General features: G+C 33.1%; 21 protein-coding genes. 2 read left to right on the forward strand and 19 right to left on the reverse strand.

Going from position 1 to position 18098, the window contains the following annotated elements:
• From AC3E9W_RS06085 to AC3E9W_RS06155, 15 genes are all read right to left on the reverse strand, one after another.
• Complete coding sequence (locus tag AC3E9W_RS06085; protein WP_306156039.1) at window positions 1–1320, reverse strand: TolC family protein; 1320 nt, start codon at window positions 1318–1320, stop codon at window positions 1–3.
• On the reverse strand, window positions 1310–1939 hold the full coding sequence (locus AC3E9W_RS06090) for a TetR/AcrR family transcriptional regulator (protein ID WP_306156038.1): 630 nt from the start codon (window positions 1937–1939) through the stop codon (window positions 1310–1312). Before AC3E9W_RS06090 ends, AC3E9W_RS06085 begins: the two co-directional genes overlap by 11 nt.
• Before the next feature lie 175 nt (window positions 1940–2114).
• A complete protein-coding gene (locus tag AC3E9W_RS06095; protein WP_488767512.1) occupies window positions 2115–2828 on the reverse strand; it encodes a hypothetical protein in 714 nt (237 codons plus the stop codon).
• A 12-nt stretch (window positions 2829–2840) separates the two neighbouring features.
• Window positions 2841–3602 (reverse strand): tryptophan synthase subunit alpha, encoded by a 762-nt coding sequence (trpA, locus tag AC3E9W_RS06100; protein WP_488767514.1) that lies wholly within the window; start codon window positions 3600–3602, stop codon window positions 2841–2843.
• A gap of 194 nt (window positions 3603–3796) precedes the next feature.
• Entirely contained in the window at window positions 3797–4534 is a 738-nt protein-coding gene (locus AC3E9W_RS06105) for a carbon-nitrogen hydrolase family protein (RefSeq protein WP_488767515.1), read from the reverse strand.
• 8 nt (window positions 4535–4542) lie between these two features.
• Window positions 4543–4863, reverse strand: a complete 321-nt coding sequence (locus AC3E9W_RS06110; RefSeq protein ID WP_488767517.1) for a gamma-glutamylcyclotransferase family protein — start codon at window positions 4861–4863, stop codon at window positions 4543–4545.
• 83 nt (window positions 4864–4946) lie between these two features.
• Complete coding sequence (gene trpB / locus AC3E9W_RS06115; RefSeq protein WP_488767519.1) at window positions 4947–6128, reverse strand: tryptophan synthase subunit beta; 1182 nt, start codon at window positions 6126–6128, stop codon at window positions 4947–4949.
• A gap of 11 nt (window positions 6129–6139) precedes the next feature.
• Window positions 6140–6772, reverse strand: a complete 633-nt coding sequence (locus tag AC3E9W_RS06120) for a phosphoribosylanthranilate isomerase (RefSeq protein ID WP_488767520.1) — start codon at window positions 6770–6772, stop codon at window positions 6140–6142.
• Window positions 6773–6876: 104 nt separating this feature from the next.
• Complete coding sequence (gene trpC / locus AC3E9W_RS06125; protein ID WP_488767521.1) at window positions 6877–7659, reverse strand: indole-3-glycerol phosphate synthase TrpC; 783 nt, start codon at window positions 7657–7659, stop codon at window positions 6877–6879.
• A 73-nt stretch (window positions 7660–7732) separates the two neighbouring features.
• On the reverse strand, window positions 7733–8725 hold the full coding sequence (gene trpD / locus AC3E9W_RS06130) for an anthranilate phosphoribosyltransferase (RefSeq protein WP_488767523.1): 993 nt from the start codon (window positions 8723–8725) through the stop codon (window positions 7733–7735).
• An 82-nt stretch (window positions 8726–8807) separates the two neighbouring features.
• Window positions 8808–9215: a GNAT family N-acetyltransferase gene (locus AC3E9W_RS06135; RefSeq protein WP_488767525.1), complete on the reverse strand. Its 408-nt coding sequence runs from the start codon at window positions 9213–9215 to the stop codon at window positions 8808–8810.
• 74 nt (window positions 9216–9289) lie between these two features.
• Window positions 9290–9856 (reverse strand): anthranilate synthase component II, encoded by a 567-nt coding sequence (locus AC3E9W_RS06140; RefSeq protein WP_488767527.1) that lies wholly within the window; start codon window positions 9854–9856, stop codon window positions 9290–9292.
• 92 nt (window positions 9857–9948) lie between these two features.
• A complete protein-coding gene (locus AC3E9W_RS06145) occupies window positions 9949–10392 on the reverse strand; it encodes a hypothetical protein (RefSeq protein ID WP_488767529.1) in 444 nt (147 codons plus the stop codon).
• Window positions 10393–10491: 99 nt separating this feature from the next.
• Window positions 10492–11892, reverse strand: coding sequence for an anthranilate synthase component I family protein (locus AC3E9W_RS06150; RefSeq protein ID WP_306156025.1), 1401 nt, complete (start codon window positions 11890–11892; stop codon window positions 10492–10494).
• Between the two features lie 297 nt (window positions 11893–12189).
• Complete coding sequence (locus AC3E9W_RS06155) at window positions 12190–13470, reverse strand: hypothetical protein (protein WP_456895920.1); 1281 nt, start codon at window positions 13468–13470, stop codon at window positions 12190–12192.
• A gap of 228 nt (window positions 13471–13698) precedes the next feature.
• Between AC3E9W_RS06155 and AC3E9W_RS06160 the strand changes: the two genes are divergently transcribed.
• Window positions 13699–13935: a hypothetical protein gene (locus tag AC3E9W_RS06160; protein WP_488767531.1), complete on the forward strand. Its 237-nt coding sequence runs from the start codon at window positions 13699–13701 to the stop codon at window positions 13933–13935.
• A complete protein-coding gene (locus AC3E9W_RS06165) occupies window positions 13926–14243 on the forward strand; it encodes a type II toxin-antitoxin system RelE/ParE family toxin (protein ID WP_488767532.1) in 318 nt (105 codons plus the stop codon). Before AC3E9W_RS06160 ends, AC3E9W_RS06165 begins: the two co-directional genes overlap by 10 nt.
• A 78-nt stretch (window positions 14244–14321) precedes the next feature.
• Here the strand turns inward: AC3E9W_RS06165 and AC3E9W_RS06170 are convergent, their stop codons facing one another.
• The 4 genes from AC3E9W_RS06170 to AC3E9W_RS06185 all read right to left on the reverse strand — a co-directional run bounded on the left by AC3E9W_RS06170 (window position 14322) and on the right by AC3E9W_RS06185 (window position 17893).
• Complete coding sequence (locus AC3E9W_RS06170; RefSeq protein ID WP_306156021.1) at window positions 14322–14888, reverse strand: YceI family protein; 567 nt, start codon at window positions 14886–14888, stop codon at window positions 14322–14324.
• Window positions 14889–14927: 39 nt separating this feature from the next.
• Window positions 14928–15560, reverse strand: a complete 633-nt coding sequence (locus tag AC3E9W_RS06175) for an NAD(P)H-dependent oxidoreductase (protein ID WP_306156020.1) — start codon at window positions 15558–15560, stop codon at window positions 14928–14930.
• Window positions 15561–15570: 10 nt separating this feature from the next.
• Complete coding sequence (locus AC3E9W_RS06180) at window positions 15571–16029, reverse strand: MarR family winged helix-turn-helix transcriptional regulator (protein WP_306156019.1); 459 nt, start codon at window positions 16027–16029, stop codon at window positions 15571–15573.
• 268 nt (window positions 16030–16297) lie between these two features.
• A complete protein-coding gene (locus AC3E9W_RS06185; RefSeq protein ID WP_488767534.1) occupies window positions 16298–17893 on the reverse strand; it encodes a glycerol-3-phosphate dehydrogenase/oxidase in 1596 nt (531 codons plus the stop codon).
• Window positions 17894–18098 lie beyond the last annotated feature (205 nt).

An 18098-nucleotide genomic window follows, 5' to 3' on the forward strand; every position in this document is an offset into this window, starting at 1 on the left:
TTATATTTTAGAAAGATTGAATGATTGTGATAATTGTCCTGATACTGAAAGTAATTCGTAATATTTTTGAATAATAGTGGCTTTAGATAAAGCAGTTTGAATTTTGGCATTTAAATGTTCTACGTCAGCTTCTACCAAATCGTTGGTGTCAGATAAACCATTGTCAAACTTATCTTTTACTAATCTGTAATTTTCTGCCGCTTGCTGAAGCGCTTCATCATAAACAACACTTTGATTAATAGCTAAGTCATAATCTTCAATAGATTTCTGAACTTCAACTTTAATACGATCCGTCATAATTGCTTCTGTGTTTTTTACTTCCAAAGCTCTGCTTTCTGCTTCTTTAACATGCACATTGTTTTTTAGAATTCCTGATAAATCATAAGATAATCCGATGCCAAAATTCATAGCATATTTTACAGTTATGATATCTTTCAGATCCAACGCTGTATAACCACCAAGTAATGAGATTGCTGGATAATATCCTGCTTTTGCAATTTTTACATTAGCTTCAGAAGCTTTGCTTTGCAATCTTATTGCTTCTAAATCTTTTCTGCTCTCAAGTGCAACAGCATCAGATGTTATGGTGTTGCTTGTTTTCAGATTAAAGAAATCTTGCTCGTTTACCTCAATTTTTACATTAGGATCTAATTTAAGCAAAGTAGTTAGGTAGTAATTGATGTTATTAATATTATTATTAGCTTCATCGATAGATAATTGCGTTTTAGAAACTAATAATTGCGCTTTTAATAAATCATTTCTCGGAATAATTCCGTTTTTCTCCAACTCTGTAAAATCGGTAACACGCTGTTTCGCACTTTTTTGATTTTCGTTTAAAACATCTAATGTTTTTTGAGCTTTGTATAGTGCTGTGTAATAAGTGATTGCTTTTAAAGCTACATCTTCTTTAGTTTTTTCAGCATTAGCAGTTTCTGCTTCGTACATTCCTTCATAGGCATCTATGCTACTTTGAATTTTAAATCCAGCAAAAATAGGAAGACTTAAATTTGCCATTCCCAACATTGCACGGTCTGGAGATGCTAAAGAAGCGCTTTCTCCTTGATTTGGCATATCAATAGAAGCTTTTGTAAGGCGCTGATATTGGCCAGAAATTTTAAGATCTGGGTACTGATTGTTTTTTACGGTTTTTAATTCGTACATTTTTGTGTTTACCTTAGTATTGGCAAGCGTAACTTCGTTACTCTTTTCCCAAGCCATCTGCACGGCTTCGCTTAAGGTTAAACTTGTTTTTTCTTGTGCTTCAATTGAAGATATTCCGATAAAGAAAACTCCAAAGAGCATTAATTGACTAATTTTCATAAACAAGTAGCGCTTTTATAGTTTGTTGAATGTGCTTTGTGAGATCGTTTTTAATGTAATTGTTAAACATTTCTTCTGTTTTTAAATCCAGTAATTCTTCGAAGAAAGAGCGATTCATGTGAAAGTGAAAAAAGGTTCCAATAATGGTTGGCGTTATAAGTTGGATATTAATATCTTTTCTAATAACTCCTTGAGCTTGCCCTTGTTTGATAATGCTTTCAACAGATTTTAAATTTCCTTTTTTAAGTTCTGTAAAAGCATTTAAGCTTTTTTCTCTTTTTTTTGCGTTAAGTTCAAAATGTAAAACCCTGTAAATCCCTTTGTTAAGGCAAATTCTACTAATGTAAATTTCGATTAATTTATTGACTTTTTCAAGAGGTTCAAGATCTTCCTGCAATAAATTTTCGAGTTGTAATTTTAAATCAACGGTTTTGTAAAGAATTAGAGCTTCCAAAAGCCTTTCCTTTGAACCAAAATAATACGAGACCATGGCAATGTTGATTTTTGCCTCTTTGGAGATATCTCGTATCGATGTACCTTCAAATCCTTTTTCAGAAAACAGCTTTTCTGCGACTTCAAGAATCTGAATTTTTTTGTCGTTTAATTCGATGTTGGACATGGTATTGTTTCTAATCGGATGCAAAATTAAACACTTGTTTAATTTAAACACTTGTTTAATTTTATTTTAACATAATATTAACATAAAACGGTTTCCATATTTTTGGTTTTATATTTCTTTTTAAGACAAATAAAAAGCCTGAAAAAGCAAGTCTTTCAGGCTAATTGTTTTCTATTTAATTCTTTGGTAACTTAACTTGTTTAAAAATGCCAATATTAGAAAATGATTGAATATTAGTTTTGTTTTTTGGTGTTAGATCATATCGGACATTAGAAATAATTTCATTTTTTTGCGATAATTTTAAATCTTCAATTGATATTTTTGAAACAATATTTGAGCTTTTTGTTCTGATGAAAATATTTGTTTTTTTGAATTTTAAAATATCTAAATGTTCAGGTTCTAAACTCTCAACGTCATTTAAATTATAAAAGAAGATACTATCGCGAGATTCTTTAAATGTTTCAAATTCATATCTTTTATAACCTTGATTTCTAAATGTAAAACCTTCATTTTGAAAAACCTTAGTTTTAACTTTAATCCCTTTTTCTTCACTATCCCTAATTTTTAAAGGTATAAAGATTTTGTTAGGAGCTATTTGATCATCAAGTTCTTCACAGACAACACCAGAAATATTTCGTTTTGTGGGAATGGTTTCAAAATATTGAAAAGGTAATGATTCTACGTGATCGATGTCAAATACTTGTGTTGAATCTAAAATGATATAACCAAAAATATATGAATCACGTCCTCCCCAAGCATCATATTTATAAATAACTTTCGAGGAATTTTCAATTTTTTGAATAAATAATTCTGAGATCTTCCATCTACGGTCACAACTCATATTTAAAAATACAGTTGCTATAATGATGATATTCTTAAAATATTTCATCCAGAATTTAATCTATCGTATCCCTCCAACAAATTCCTCAATTTTCCCACTTCCGCTTTCGCTTAGATGTTTAATAAAAGCACTTCCAATAATAGCGCCTTTAGCATATTTTGTAGCCTGATTAAAAGTCTCTCGGTTAGAAATTCCGAAACCTACTATTTGTGGGTTTTTCAAATTCATATCGGCAATTCTTTCAAAATACGTTTCTTGAGTATCGCCAAATCCAGATTGAGAACCCGTAACGCTTGCAGAACTTACCATATAAATAAATCCATTTGAAACGCTGTCAATAAAACGAATACGTTCTTCTGAAGTTTGTGGCGTAATCAAAAACACATTAATTAAACCATATTTTTCAAAAATCGCTTTGTATTCATTTGCATAAACATCAACAGGAAGATCTGGAATAATTAAACCGTCAATTCCGATTTCGGCACATTTCTGGCAGAAAGCTTCCACTCCGTATTGCAACATCGGATTAAAATATCCCATAATAATCAACGGAATTTTTACGCTTTCGCGAATGTTTTTCAGCTGATCGAAAAGAATTTGAGTTGTCATTCCGTTATGGAGAGCCTGCGTAGAACTCGCCTGAATTGTAGGTCCATCTGCCAAAGGATCACTAAATGGAAGACCAATTTCGATTAAATCAACTCCATTTTTTTCTAAGTCTTGAATAATCTGCACCGTATCATTTATATTCGGATATCCGGCAGAAAAATAAATAGAAAGTATCTTTTTATCTTCTTGTAATTTTTGAGTTATTCTGTTCATTTTACTATATTTTTTACTCCTGCAAGGTTTCAAAACCTTGTAGATATGTTTATGTTTTTCTTATCGATAAATTTTATTTCATGCTCGCGATAGCTATCGGGATTAAAAAGATTTAAGCTGATTCTCACAGATTTTTTTAATTTTAATCTGCAATGATCTGCCATCCCGATAGCTATCGGGAGCGTGAAACAATCTTAAAATTTTACGATTCGGCTTTCCCAATCATTGCCTTGTTTTTCAACAATCAATAATCCAGAATCAGAATCATTCATTTGGGCAACTAATTCACCTTTGTTATTCCAAAAAGCGCTTTGACCTGCAGAAGGCGATCCCCACGATTCACCGCTGAAATTGGACATCAAAACATTCATTTTATGTTTTTCGGCATAGCTTTGTAAATCTCTGTACGCATTCGGAATTCCGTTTGGCGAAAAGAAAATACTCGCAATATAAATATCGGTATCTCTCTTACACGCATTTTCAGGATGTAGCGGATTATCAATATCGGCACAAATAGCTAGAGAAATCTTCTGGTTTTCGATCTCAATCATCGGATTATAATCAAAAGAAGATTCGAAAAATTCATCTTCTCCCTCATGTAAAAACTGTTTTGTATATATAGAAACCGAATCATCTGGAGCTATAATAAATTCGCCAATAAACATTTTCGAATCTATCTTAATTGGTGCTCCAGCTATGATAACAATATTATTTCTAGTCGCCAATTCTTTTAAATGGTCAATCCTATAATCGTCTTCTGTAAAAACCAATTTTTCAGCATTTTCTCTTTCATAACCTGTAATAGATAACTCTGGAAATGCAATTAAATTAGCCCCATTTTCAACTGCCAATTCAATAAGTTGATAATGATTCAATAAATTAGAAGAGATATCTCCGCGTTTTGGTTTGGTTTGCGCCGCCGCTAAAATCATATTTTCTATTATTTATTTTCGGTGTAAACCCAAGCTGTTTTTCCTGATTTTAGTTTTACTTGAACTCTTTTGTACGAATTAGATTCAAATTGGTCGACTTTTAACATTTCAGAACTTGTTACTTCAAAAACAACTCCATGTATAATGTCTTCCAAACTTTCACTTGGTACTGCAACAACATAATCTGCCATTCCAAATTCTTCTTCAATTTGTAAACTTTTAAGTTTAAAACCCAGAATCTCGTCTGGACTTCCGTTTAAAACTTTATTGAAAATCTGCATTTGAATTTGTTTCGATCTTAATGTTCCGTATGAGAATAATAGTTCCATAATAATTATATTTCCCGTTAATTTTTAGCATTTAGAGTAAATCTCAGATCGCCGAAGCGCTAACACCAAAAGTATAACTTTTATTACAATTTAAAATACTCAATGTAATTATCTAAATCTTTGTCGCCACGACCAGAAAGACTTATTACGACAACATCTGTCGGCTTGAACTTTTTCTGATCTAAAACCGCAAATGCATGTGCACTTTCTATAGCTGGAATAATTCCTTCTAATTTAGTTAACTGCAGACCAGCATTCATCGCATCATCATCGGTAACAGAGAAAAATTCGCCGCGTCCAGTTTGCGCCAAATGTGCATGTAAAGGTCCAACTCCTGGATAATCTAATCCCGCAGAAATAGAATACGGTTCTGTAATTTGTCCGTCTGTAGTCTGCATTAAAAGGGTTTTGCATCCATGAATAACGCCTACTTTTCCTAATTTACTAGTCGCGGCGCTGTGTCCTGAGTCAACACCTTTTCCTGCTGCTTCAACCGCAATAATTCCAACTTCTGGTTCGTGCAAAAAGTGATAATAAGTTCCCGCAGCGTTACTTCCTCCGCCAATACAAGCTACTACATAATCAGGATTTTCACGCCCTTCTTTTTCTTTTAATTGCCATTTTATTTCTTCTGAAATAATGCTTTGAAAACGCGTAACCATATCTGGATAAGGATGTGGTCCAATTGCAGATCCGATAATATAATGCGTATCAACAGGATTATTAATCCAGTCGCGAATGGCTTCGTTTGTGGCATCTTTCAAAGTTTTTGAACCCGAAAGTGCAGGACGAACTTCTGCGCCTAACATTTTCATACGTGCTACGTTTGGTGCCTGACGCGCAATGTCGATTTCACCCATGTATACAATACACTCAATTCCCATTAAAGCACAAACTGTTGCAGTTGCTACGCCATGCTGTCCAGCACCTGTTTCTGCAATAATTCTTTTTTTACCAAGGCGTTTTGCTAATAAAATCTGTCCGATAGTATTGTTGACTTTGTGCGCTCCGGTATGGTTCAAGTCTTCTCTTTTCAAGTAAACTTTGGTATTGTATTTTTCAGATAAGCGTTTCGCAAAATACAGCGGACTAGGGCGCCCAACGTAATCTTTCAGTAATTGATTGAACTCTGCTTTAAAATCAGGTTCGTCCATTATGCTTAGATATTTCTGGCGTAATTCTTCTACGTTTGGGTATAGCATTTCTGGAATGAAAGCTCCTCCAAATTCTCCGTAATATCCTTTTTCGTTAACGTTAAAACTCATTTTTTTAAATTTTAAAAGTTGGCAACATCAAATTTGCGTTTGAAATTGCTTAATAGATTTCTATTTTTCAGCCCTGGTTCGATTTCAAATTTACTGTTTACATCAATAGCGTAAATAGGCAATTTTGTTTTTGAAATTTCTTCAATGGCTTTTAATTCATTCATTCCGATTCCGCCGCTCAAAAAGAAAGGTTTTTTCGAATTGTATTTTTTTAATATGCTCCAGTCGAAAGTGGTTCCATTTCCGCCTGGAAGTTTTCCTTTCGTGTCAAACAGAAAATAATCGCAGACATTTTCAAAAGGTTTAATAACTTCAAAATCAAAATTTTCATCTGCAGAAAAAACTTTAATGATTTCAATTTTCTTTGGAAGTTTTTCTTTTAAAGTTGCACAAAATTCAACTGATTCTTCTCCGTGTAACTGAACAGCTTGTAAATTGTATTTTTCTACTTTTTCCAGAATTTCTTCCAAACTCTGATTGACAAAAACACCTACTTTTTTGATGGTTTTGATCAGTTCGGGAACATTCCCATTGCAATATCTAGCGGATTTTTCCCAGAAAATAAATCCCATATAATCGGGTAGGAGTGCGCCTACCTCAAGGATGTTTTCTGGATTTTTCATGCCGCATATTTTAAGTTTCATTGTTGTGTGTTTTTTAACGCAAAGCGCGCTAAGATTTGTGTTAATTTTTCCGCCACGAATTCACGAATCTCTTTTAATTAATTCGTGAATTCGTGGCTATTTTTTTACTTAAGCTGATTTATAAATTTAGTTGCAGCTTCTCCTGCGTTGTCGGTTTTCATGAAGTTTTCTCCAATTAAAAATCCTTTGTATCCATAAGGTTTCAGTTCTTGAATGGCTTCTACAGATGAAATTCCGCTTTCTGAAACTTTTACAAATTCGTTTGGAATCTGCGATGCCAATTCTTTACTGAAATCTAAACTAACCTCGAAAGTTTTTAAATTTCTGTTGTTTACGCCAATCATATCTAAAGTTGGCATAATCGATTTTTCTAATTCTTCCTGATTATGAACTTCCAATAAAACCTCTAAACCTAATTTCTTAGCAAATTCAGATAAAGATTTAATTTCTTCTCTCGTCAAAACCGCTGCGATTAACAAAATCAAATCGGCTCCATGGGCTTTTGCTTCCAGAATCTGATATTCGTCTACAATAAATTCTTTTCGCAAAAGCGGAATATTTACACTCGCTCTTGCTAAAAGTAAATCGTCCAAAGATCCGCCGAAATATTTTCCGTCGGTTAAAACCGAGATTCCGCACGCGCCAGCATTTTCGTAACCTTTTACGACTTCTTCAACTGTAAAATTATTATTGATAATTGACTTGGAAGGAGAACGACGCTTGTGTTCCGCAATAATTCCAGAGTTGCTTTCTCTTAATTTCTGACTAAGAGAAATGGTTTGTTTTCCAAAAAAGACAGAAGTCTCCAACTGTGAAACCGGAATAATCGATTTCTTCAGAATCACTTCTCGTTTTTTGTCTATTATTATTTTATCTAAAATGTTCATTGTTGTTGTTTTGCCACAAAGTCACAAAGACGCAAAGTTTATTCGTGATAATTCGTGAAATTTGTGTTTAATTTTATTTACTCAATTCTTGTAACGTTTGTAATGCCTTTAATCCTTTTCCAGACAATAAACTTTCTTTTGCTAATTCAAATCCTTCTTGCGGAGAACATTTTGTAACGGTTGAAATCGCCATTGCAGCATTGGCACAAACCACATTATTCTGCGCTTCGCTTCCTTTTCCTGAAATGATATTCGTGAAAATTTCAGCCGATTCTTCAATCGTTTTTCCGCCTTCAATTTCAGTTTGAGATAAAAGACGAACACCAAAATCTTCTGGGTTTAGCATTCCTTCCATATGATTTGAAATTGTTTTGGTCGGACCTGTTAATGAAATTTCATCATATCCGTCAAGCGAATGCAGGATGGTAAAATTTACATCGGTATTTTGATATAAATAAGCATACATTCTCGCTAGTTCTAAATTGAAAACTCCAACCAATTGATTTTGCGGGAATGCCGGATTTACCATTGGGCCCAACATATTAAAGAAGGTTTTTACCGCCAACTCTTTTCTAATTGGCCCAACATTTTTCATTGCGGGGTGAAATAGGGGAGCGTGCAAAACACAGATTCCTGCTTTGTCCATACATTTTTCTAAAAATGAAGGATCGTTGCTAAATTTAATTCCCATTTTTTCCATTACGTTGCTCGATCCAGAAATAGAAGAAACGCCGTAATTTCCGTGTTTTGCCACTTTAATTCCTGCTCCAGCAGAAACAAAAGAAGCCAGAGTCGAAATGTTGAAAGTATCTTTTCCGTCACCGCCCGTTCCACACAAATCGATCGTGTTGTAAGCTGATAAATCTACTCGGATGCAAAGGTCTAATAAAGCTTCGCGAAAACCCGAAAGTTCTTCAATTGTAATGCTTCGCATCATAAAAACAGTCAAAAATGCCGAAATCTGACTCGGATTGTACTGACCGCTTGAAATATTAATCAATACGTTTTTTGCCTCTTCTTTGGTAAGGACTTCGTGGTTGATTAATTTATTTAATATTGTTTTCATTTTTTTATTCTAAGGTTCTAAGGTGCTGAGACGCTAAGGTTCTAAGTTTTTTTGACTGTAAACTGTAACTGAATACTATTTCTTAATGTTCGTTACCGTGATAAATCCACATCGGCTCTGTTTTTCCTGCTCGTTCAAATCCGTTTTTTTTATAAAAATCAACGGAGCGTCCGTCTGCCGTAAGCATCTGCATGTGAAAGCGACGATATTTTTCCTGCATTTTATCCAAAATCATCTTTCCAATTCCTTTTCCTTGGTAATCAGGAAGCACCAATAAATGCGGATAATAAACGGTTAAAAATCCATCTGAAATTGCATTTCCAAGTCCGACCAATTTTTTCCCTTCCCAAGCTGTTATCAAAGTTTCAGAATTCAAAAGGCCGTTATACAACTCATTTGGTTTGCTCGCCGAACTCCATTCATTGGCTTTATATAAAATCAAAATATCTTCAATTTTGATTTCTTTAGTTTCTAGAATTGATATTTCCATTTTTTATGGCAATAAGATGTTAAATGAATAAAGTTTTACTGTATCTGAGTACTAAAAATAATGACCACTGATCACTAACTCTTAATCCAATTCTCTAAAATCCTTTTTCCGTTTGGTGTCAAAACACTTTCTGGGTGAAACTGAACGCCTCTTACGTTATAATTTTTATGTCTTAAAGACATGATTTGGCCATTTTCATCTACCGAAGTTGCTTCTAAATCTTCAGGTAAATTTGCATCAACAACCCAAGAATGGTATCTTCCTACTTCAAATTCGTTTCCTAAACCTTCAAACAAAATTTCGTCAGAAACTACAGTTTTTACATTTGTAGCTACACCGTGATACACTTTATCCAAATTCGAAAGCGTTCCGCCAAAAACTTCTCCAATTGCTTGCTGTCCCAAACAAACTCCCAAAATACTTTTTGTCGGACTGTATTTTTCGATTACCGCTTTTAATAAACCTGCTTCGTCCGGAATTCCAGGTCCCGGAGAAAGTAAAATTTTCTCAAAAGACGCAATTTCATCAATATCAAATTCGTCGTTTCTATAAACTGTAACTTCACAGTTTAAATCTTCTAAATAGTGCACTAAATTGTAAGTGAAACTATCGTAATTGTCTATAACTAGTATTTTTTTCATTGTGTTATTTTTTGTTTCAGAGTTTCAGGTTTCAAGTTTCATGTTCCAACTAACTTGAAACTTGAAACGAAGAAAACTTGAAACTAATTTTTTTATTTCTCTCGAACGTACTTTTCAGTAATAATTCGGTCTATTCCTAATTTTTCTAATTTTTCTACTCCCTTTTGAATTAAGGTATCATTTTGAACTTTCACTACAAATTCAAATTTTCCATTTTCCCAATCACGATTATTAAAATATTCCAGATTTTCGGTATAAATGCTGTCTTTCAATGTATATTTTCCACCTCCAGCAAAATATAGCGCTGTGGTAGAATCTTTGCCGTTTTTTAAATCATGGTTCATAAAAGCAAAATGAGTGCTGTTTATAATTTTAATCATTTTGGTGTTTTTATTGAATGTAGAAAAAGTCGAATCTTTCTCAGTCGTTTCTGCCGATATAAGTCGCCAGGTTCCTTCAATCGGATTCTGTTTTTTTTCTGAATTACAAGAAGTAATGGTAATGATTAAAACTAAAATGAATACTACTTTTTTCATGATCTTTTGTGGTTTTTTTTATGGTTGTTTTTTGATTTGTTTTAAGTTTCAGGATTCACGCTTAAAAAAACTGAACACTTCGAGACTGAACACTGAACACTAAATTTTCTCTGCCATTTCAAGCGCTGTATTCAATGCTCTTAATTTATTATAAACTTCTTGCATTTCACTTTCTTCGTCAGAACTTGCTACAATTCCGGCTCCGGCTTGGCAATGCAATTGATGATTTTTAGAAAGGAAAGTTCGAATCATAATCGCATGATTAAAATTTCCGTCAAAATCCATTACGCCGATTGCGCCTCCGTAAAAATTACGATTTGTTTTTTCGCATTCTTCAATTAACTGCATTGCTCTGTGTTTTGGCGCTCCGCTCAAAGTTCCTGCTGGAAAAGTATCTGCAACGACTTGCATAGTAGTTGCTTTGTCGTGTAAATGCCCCGTAACTTTTGAAACCAAGTGAATTACGTGAGAGAAAAATTGAACTTCTCTGTATTTCTCTACGTTTACATCGTGCCCATTTCTGCTTAAATCGTTTCTTGCCAAGTCCACAAGCATAACGTGTTCGCTATTTTCTTTTTTATCTTCTGAAAGTTCTTTTGCTAAAAGCGCATCACGTTCGTCATTTCCAGTTCTTTTAAAAGTTCCTGCGATTGGATGAATTTCAGCTTTTCTGTTTTTTACAATAATTTGTGCTTCTGGCGAAGAACCAAATATTTTAAAATCTCCATAATCAAAAAAGAATAGATACGGAGAAGGATTGATGCTTCTTAAAGCTCTGTACACATTAAATTCGTCTCCTTTAAAACCTTGAGTAAATCGGCGAGAAAGAACCAATTGGAAAACATCTCCTCGGTAACAATGTTTTTTGGCTAAAGCCACATTTGCTTTAAACTCTTCATCTGTTAAATTTGAAAAACCTTCTCCTTCTTTAGAAAATTTATATGAAGCGATATTTCTGGATTGCAACAATTGCTCAATTTCTGCAATATTGTTTTTATTATCTACGCTGTGGCAGAAAATATAAGCTTCGTTTTTAAAGTGATTAATAGCAATAATGTTTTGATAAACTGCGTAAAAAACATCAGGAATAGAAGTCGCATTGTCTTTTTTGGCAATCGAAACTTTTTCAAAATAACGAACTGCATCATAAGAAATGTAGCCGAATAAACCGTTGTTGATGAATTTAAAATCGTTTTTCTCCGATTGAAACTGACTTGAAAATTCCTGAATTACCTGCGGAATATTTGTTGAAGAATCGATTGTGATTTTTTCTGAAGTTCCGTCTGGAAAAGTTTTAGAAATAACCTCGTTTTCAATTTTGATCGTTGCAATCGGGTTGCAGCAGATGTAAGAGAAACTGTTATCGTTACCGTGATAATCGCTACTTTCTAGTAATAAACTGTTTGGAAATTTATCTCTGATTTTGAAATAAATGCTCACAGGTGTAACGGTGTCTGCCAGAATTTGTTTGTAATGTGTATTAAGAATAAAAGGTTTCAAAATATATAGTTTTATGTTGTTCGTTAATGTGTTTCAGTTTTGATCAAAAAAAAAGGCTTGTCGTGATGACAAGCCCTTTAAATTTTTATAGTTTTTACAATACCATAGGAAGCTTCGTTCACGACGTCTGACGTAAATTCTTCCACCACCAAATATTGTTCATTGTTGTTTTCATATCTTATTTTGATGTCACAAAGATATAAATGTAATTTGAATTAGAGTATATAAAATTTGAAAAAAAACTTTTCGATTCTGTGAAATTTGTTAAATTTTAATCGAAAGTGTTTTTGTAATTCTTTAATTTCCAATTGCTAACGTGTTGTTTACATTTAATCTAAAATCTGGATTTCCTTTAATACTTGGAAGAGCAAATAACTCTGTAAGTTTCATTTTAGTATATTCTATTCCAAAAGCAGGATTGCTGTAATAGCTTTTTATGCCAGGAATATTGCTGCCAGATTCGCTTTCAATTTCACCTTGACAGTTGTTTGCCACGACATTTTTAAAAGTAATTTTAGATAAATTAGCTTCTCCATTTCCGATATTTCCTTCCAATAAAATGAAAGGCGCAAATCCTGAAACCACACTATTAGTTAAATTAAAAAAAGTGTTTTCTTTAATATGAGCCGATTCTCTAACCAATCCTTGATTGTTTTCTTCTAAATTAACCAAAGTAATATTGTTTGCGTTTATTTTGGTCATTTTTTTCGTCATATCAGTTGTTGCAACTTTTTCGTATGAATCAACTTCAAAACATCTTGAGCCTGAAATATCCGATGAAAATGGGTGGCGAATTGCGATACTATTGCTAATGTTTATTTGAGCACCTTGAGTAAAATCAAAATCATCATCGGTTGTTCTGTACGAAATTAGATTACTCAAATTTAAATCGCCTCCATAACATTCGAAAGAATCATCATTTGAAAAACTGATTTGTACATTGCTTACTTGAGTTTTTCTTCCAACTCCTGCTAGAGAAAGTCCGTTTAACTCTTTAGAAGCACTTAATTTTCTTCCAGCATATTCGATACGAACATATTTCATAACCCCAGAATTATCTTCAGGATCCTGACCTCCATAATGATTTAAAGTTGGATCTAAATCAAAAGGCAAAGTATTGATGCCTCCAAGAGAATTTATAGGTGCTTTTCCTAAAATAATGATTCCGCCCCAATCGCCAGGTTTTCTGTTGTTTTTTTCATTTTCTGACGTAAACACAATTGGATCAGTTTCTAAACCTTCAGCCATAATTTTTGCTCCGTTTGTAATGACAAGAGTTCCGCAGGTTTTATCGTCTCCGCGAATTACAGTTCCAGGTTCGATAGTTAAGGTTGCATTATTAGTAACATACACAACGCCAACTAAATGGTAGACACTGCGCTTTACTAATCGCGTATCTTTATCAATTGTTCCGGCAATTATATTGGTTGCTTCATCGTATTCATTTATCGCTGGTTTAAAGTTCGTCCAGTTATTCATCCAGTTTGTTGCACCAACGATTCCTTTTTGCTGTTGTTGAGCTTGTGCGAAAAAGCTGATAATGAAGATAATAGATGCAATACGTAATTTTGTTTTCATAACTATGATTTTAATTTCTAGTTTGTGATTTTTTTTAATTGTCCCAAAATTAGAAGCCGTATGTTAATCAAAGCCCCGATACTTATTACGAAAGCGTTATTATAATATTAAGAATGTTAAGATTGTGAAAAGTTTAAGGTTAGAAGTTCTGATATTCAGTACCTGTTAAATAGTTAGAATTAAATCTTGATATTCAGATAATTTGTAACTTTGAAAAAAATAGTAAAAATGGACTTAGATACTAGAAAAATAATTTTCATAAAAGAGTTTTTAAAGCTTGAGAGCGAGAAAGCTATTTTACAGTTTGAAAAATTGTTGCGTAAAGAAAATGAAAAAGAGTCTAAATTAAATCCTATGTCTATTTCTGAATTTCAAAAAAGAATTGACCTTTCTTTGCAAGATTCTAAAAATGGTCATGTGACTGAGGTTCATGATTTAATTGCAGAAATTGAAAAATGGGATTAAAAATATTTTGGACAGATTTTGCGAAGAAAGAATTACGGAATATTTTTGATTATTATAAAAGGGAAGCTAGTTTAAATGTCGCGAGAAATCTTGTGTCAGGAATTACAAAAGAAACTGTCAAATTAATTTCACATTCGGAAATTGGTCAAGAAGAAGAACTTTTAATAAATAATCCGAACGGAATACGTTATTTAATATACAAAAACTATAAAATTATTTATTGGATTAATGTGGAGAAAAACACTATCGAAATTTTGGACGTATTTGATACCAGACAAAATCCCGAGAAAATCTATAGAAATAAATAATTTAAAAAAAACAAAACCCCAACAGTTTTTTATACCGTTGGGGTTTATTCTATTTCTGAATTTAGTAAGCCTGAAATATTAGAATTTTAAAGCAACAGCTAATTCAAATTCGTCGTTGATAGTTTTATCTCCTAAACCGTCGAAGAAGCTACCTGAACCATATTTAATATCATATTTAGTTCTGTCAACTTTGAAAGCAGTTGTAGCAGTGTTTCCTTTTACAGTGATGTCAAAAGATACTGGTTTAGTGATTCCTTTGATTGTTAAATCTGCAGTTACAGAATAAACGTCAGCAGATTTAGCATTAACAGTTTTGAAAACTAATTTTGAAGTTGGGAATTTATCAGTTCCGAAGAAATCGTCAGCTTTTAAGTGACCGTTTAATTTTCCTTGGTATTCTCCAGTTAAATCTGTAGCAGTTAATGAAGTCATGTCAACTGTAAAGCTACCTCCAGCTAATTTTTTTCCTTTGAAAACTACAGCACCTTCTTTGAAGTTTACAGTTCCAGAGTGTTCTCCAGTTACTTTTTTACCTACCCATTTGATAGTAGATGCTTTTACGTCGATTTTTTTAGTTTGAGCGTTTACTGAGATTCCAGCTGCTGCTACGAATAATGCTATTGCAATTGTTTTTAAATTTTTCATGTTGTTTAAAATTAAAATTTGAATTTGATTAATAAATAATTATATAGTGATAAATAATTCCTCGTGTGATTTTCTAACTTTTTTGCTATGTTGAGATTTGTCGTCTTCGTGTCTATATCCTACAGTAGCGATAACTGAAGCATTTAGCCCTAATTTATCAAAGCCTAAAATTTCATTGAACTGAGCTGCGTTGAAACCTTCCATTGGAGTAGCGTCAATTTTTAATTCTGCAGCCGCGTTTAATAAGTTTCCTAAAGCTAAATAAGTTTGTTTTGCAGTCCAGATGTGTTTTGCATCTTCAGATAAATTGGCAATTACATTTTTCATCATGTCGCTAAATCCGCCTAAAGCATCTGTAGGAACACCTCTTACTTCGCTGATGTTGCTGATGTATTTATCAACAGAACCTGCATCTAGGTTTAAATCATTTGCAAAGATGAATAATTGAGAAGCATCTGTAATTTGAGTTTGTCCCCAAGCGGCAGCTTTTAATTGCTCTCTAATTTCTGGATTTTCCACAATAACTACTTTATAAGGTTGTAATCCGTATGAAGAAGCACTTAATCTAACAGCCTCTTTTAGTGTATTTAAATCAGCATCTGATATCTTTTTTGAAGCATCAAATTGTTTGGTTGCATATCTCCAATTTTGATTTTCTAAGAAATTGCTCATAGTATTTATTTTATTTGTTGGTTCTAAATTTTTCTAATAATTGGTTTAAGAAAACCAGTTCGTCTGGTTTCAAATTTTTAGCAAATGTGTTTTCATGCGCATCTACTTTTGGATCTAATTCTTTTAAAACGTCCAATCCTTTTTGTGTGATTAAGACTTCTATTTTTCTTCGGTTATCTGGACAAACATTTCGGGTTACCAATTCTTTTAATAATAATTTGTCTACCAATCGTGTTGTATTACTTGTTTTAGCAAGCATTCGTTCTTGAATAACGCACATATTGGCAGGTTTCCCTTTTTGTCCTCTTAATATACGCAACACATTATATTGTTCTCCAGATAAATCATACGGTTTAAGCAACTCGTTGAAATGATCCTGAACCACATTTTGTGTGTACATGATATTTAGAATAACTTTTTTCGCATTATCCATCTTAACCGTACTCTTAATAACCTCTTCAATTGTCATAGTCGTAAGTGTATAATTTGTATATACAAATGTATAACAATTAATAGTTGTATATACAAGTGTCATGTTAAATTTTTGTTAATACAGATAAATTCGTTTTAGTATGAACTAAAACATAGCTTTTAAACAATAAAATTAAAGTAATTTTTTAATATAACGTATTGATATATTGATAATTAATATTTTTTTAAACTAAAGACGAATCTTTATTAAAACTAGCCTGAAATTATTTTTTTGTAAGATGGCTTAAAGCAAAAAACGCTCAATATCAGCAAGTTTTAATGGTTTGTTGAAACTCAGAAAGAAGAAAACCTCTCGAAATTTGTCTGAAATTTGCAATTTCTTGAATAATCCACGCTTCATCGTAACCTAATTCTTTAGCAATTAATCGTGCGGTTTTTTCAGAAACTTCAATCGCAGCTCTCGCATCTAAAAATAACAAACGAACACGTCTCGCTAGAATGTCATCAACAGTTCTGGCCATTTCGTAGCGAATTGCCCAAACAACTTCTGCTAATGTGAATTCATAATTAGGGTGCAGTCTTTCCTTTAATTCAGGTTCGTTTTCCATTAATTCCATTATTTTCGGAATATCAGTACCATATATATAAAGGTGATTTTCTCTATCGAAAGAATTAGTTGGCTGGTTTCCATGAATGGAAAGATGTTCTGTACGACATTCCTTCTTAGGTAGTTTTCCCGTTTTTATTGCTTTATCAATAATATCTTCTGCAATTTTTCTATAAGTAGTCCATTTTCCACCTGTAATGGTAATCAAGCCCGTTTCTGAAACGATAATTTTATGGCTTCTAGAAACTTCTTTAGTGCTTTTTCCTTCTTCCTCAGGAGCAGCCAACGGACGTAATCCCGCAAAAACAGATAACACGTCAGCTCTTGTTGGTTTTTTTGCTAAGAATCTTTGAGCAGTTTCCAAAACAAATTGAATTTCGCTTTCTAAAGCAATTGGCTCTAAACTTTGTTTTTTAATTAAAGTATCAGTTGTTCCCACCACAATATGATTGTGCCACGGAACAGCAAATAAAACCCTCCCGTCTTTTGTTTTGGGAATCATCAAAGCATTTTCACCAGGAAGAAAAGATTTGTCAAATACCAAATGAATACCCTGACTCGGAACTATATATTTTTTATAAACCGTATCATTAAGTTTCATAATCGCATTGGTGAAAACTCCAGTAGCATTTACAATAGCAGAACCTTTCAAATCGTATTTGATGCCAGTTTCCTGATCGACAGCTTGAACACCAATAATCTGATTTTTTTCGTCTTTTACTAAATGGACAACTTTTATATAATTTAAAACACAGGCGCCATTTTCTACGGCAGTTTGAGCCATGTTTATTGCTAAACGGGAATCATCAAATTGCCCGTCATGATAAATAACACCATTTGCCAATCCGTTTTCTTCTACGTTCGGAAGCAATTCAATGGTTTTCTTTTTCGAAAGATATTTGGAGCTTCCTAAACTCAAACGGCCCGACAATAAATCGTAAATTTTTAATCCGAAAGTATAGAAATAACCGCCAAACCAATGGTAATTCGGAATTACAAAAGATTGGTTTTTGACCAAATGATTGGCATTTTGAGCCAGCAAACCTCTTTCTTTTAATGCTTCTCGAACTAAATGTATATTTCCTTGTTCCAAATAACGAACCCCGCCGTGAACCAGTTTGGTGCTTCGGCTCGAAGTTCCTTTTGCAAAATCTACCGCTTCTAATAAAATCGTTTTATAACCGCGACTCGCAGCATCGATTGCAGTTCCGAGACCACTTGCGCCTCCGCCAATTATGATTACGTCCCATTTTTCAGTATTTTGTAATTGAGAGAGCTGTTCAGAACGGATCATATATTTAGTTTGCTTGTTTGGGAAATGTTGAGAGCAAACTTAACAAAACCAAATTAAAAATCGATGAAGAATATTTCATAGAAAAATATTCCATAGGAATATCTCATCGGTAAAAAAAATATGTCGCATTGAATTGTGTCCTGTAGGGACACCTGATTTTTATGTAAATTAATCAAACGAACGTAATAATTGTAATCGAATTTAA

The organism is Flavobacterium sp. 38 (assembly GCF_057799715.1).

Coding starts and splice junctions, on each gene's coding strand:
- AC3E9W_RS06110 (WP_488767517.1), bottom strand. CDS start 4,863: ATGGAACTATTATTCTCATACGGAACATTAAGATCGAAACAAATTCAA.
- AC3E9W_RS06165 (WP_488767532.1), top strand. CDS start 13,926: ATGGGATTAAAAATATTTTGGACAGATTTTGCGAAGAAAGAATTACGG.
- trpB (WP_488767519.1), bottom strand. CDS start 6,128: ATGAGTTTTAACGTTAACGAAAAAGGATATTACGGAGAATTTGGAGGA.
- AC3E9W_RS06185 (WP_488767534.1), bottom strand. CDS start 17,893: ATGATCCGTTCTGAACAGCTCTCTCAATTACAAAATACTGAAAAATGG.
- AC3E9W_RS06085 (WP_306156039.1), bottom strand. CDS start 1,320: ATGAAAATTAGTCAATTAATGCTCTTTGGAGTTTTCTTTATCGGAATA.
- AC3E9W_RS06145 (WP_488767529.1), bottom strand. CDS start 10,392: ATGAAAAAAGTAGTATTCATTTTAGTTTTAATCATTACCATTACTTCT.
- AC3E9W_RS06160 (WP_488767531.1), top strand. CDS start 13,699: ATGGACTTAGATACTAGAAAAATAATTTTCATAAAAGAGTTTTTAAAG.
- AC3E9W_RS06095 (WP_488767512.1), bottom strand. CDS start 2,828: ATGAAATATTTTAAGAATATCATCATTATAGCAACTGTATTTTTAAAT.
- AC3E9W_RS06180 (WP_306156019.1), bottom strand. CDS start 16,029: ATGACAATTGAAGAGGTTATTAAGAGTACGGTTAAGATGGATAATGCG.
- trpC (WP_488767521.1), bottom strand. CDS start 7,659: ATGAACATTTTAGATAAAATAATAATAGACAAAAAACGAGAAGTGATT.
- trpD (WP_488767523.1), bottom strand. CDS start 8,725: ATGAAAACAATATTAAATAAATTAATCAACCACGAAGTCCTTACCAAA.
- AC3E9W_RS06170 (WP_306156021.1), bottom strand. CDS start 14,888: ATGAAAAATTTAAAAACAATTGCAATAGCATTATTCGTAGCAGCAGCT.
- AC3E9W_RS06120 (WP_488767520.1), bottom strand. CDS start 6,772: ATGAAACTTAAAATATGCGGCATGAAAAATCCAGAAAACATCCTTGAG.
- trpA (WP_488767514.1), bottom strand. CDS start 3,602: ATGAACAGAATAACTCAAAAATTACAAGAAGATAAAAAGATACTTTCT.
- AC3E9W_RS06175 (WP_306156020.1), bottom strand. CDS start 15,560: ATGAGCAATTTCTTAGAAAATCAAAATTGGAGATATGCAACCAAACAA.
- AC3E9W_RS06105 (WP_488767515.1), bottom strand. CDS start 4,534: ATGATTTTAGCGGCGGCGCAAACCAAACCAAAACGCGGAGATATCTCT.
- AC3E9W_RS06140 (WP_488767527.1), bottom strand. CDS start 9,856: ATGAAAAAAATACTAGTTATAGACAATTACGATAGTTTCACTTACAAT.
- AC3E9W_RS06155 (WP_456895920.1), bottom strand. CDS start 13,470: ATGAAAACAAAATTACGTATTGCATCTATTATCTTCATTATCAGCTTT.
- AC3E9W_RS06135 (WP_488767525.1), bottom strand. CDS start 9,215: ATGGAAATATCAATTCTAGAAACTAAAGAAATCAAAATTGAAGATATT.
- AC3E9W_RS06090 (WP_306156038.1), bottom strand. CDS start 1,939: ATGTCCAACATCGAATTAAACGACAAAAAAATTCAGATTCTTGAAGTC.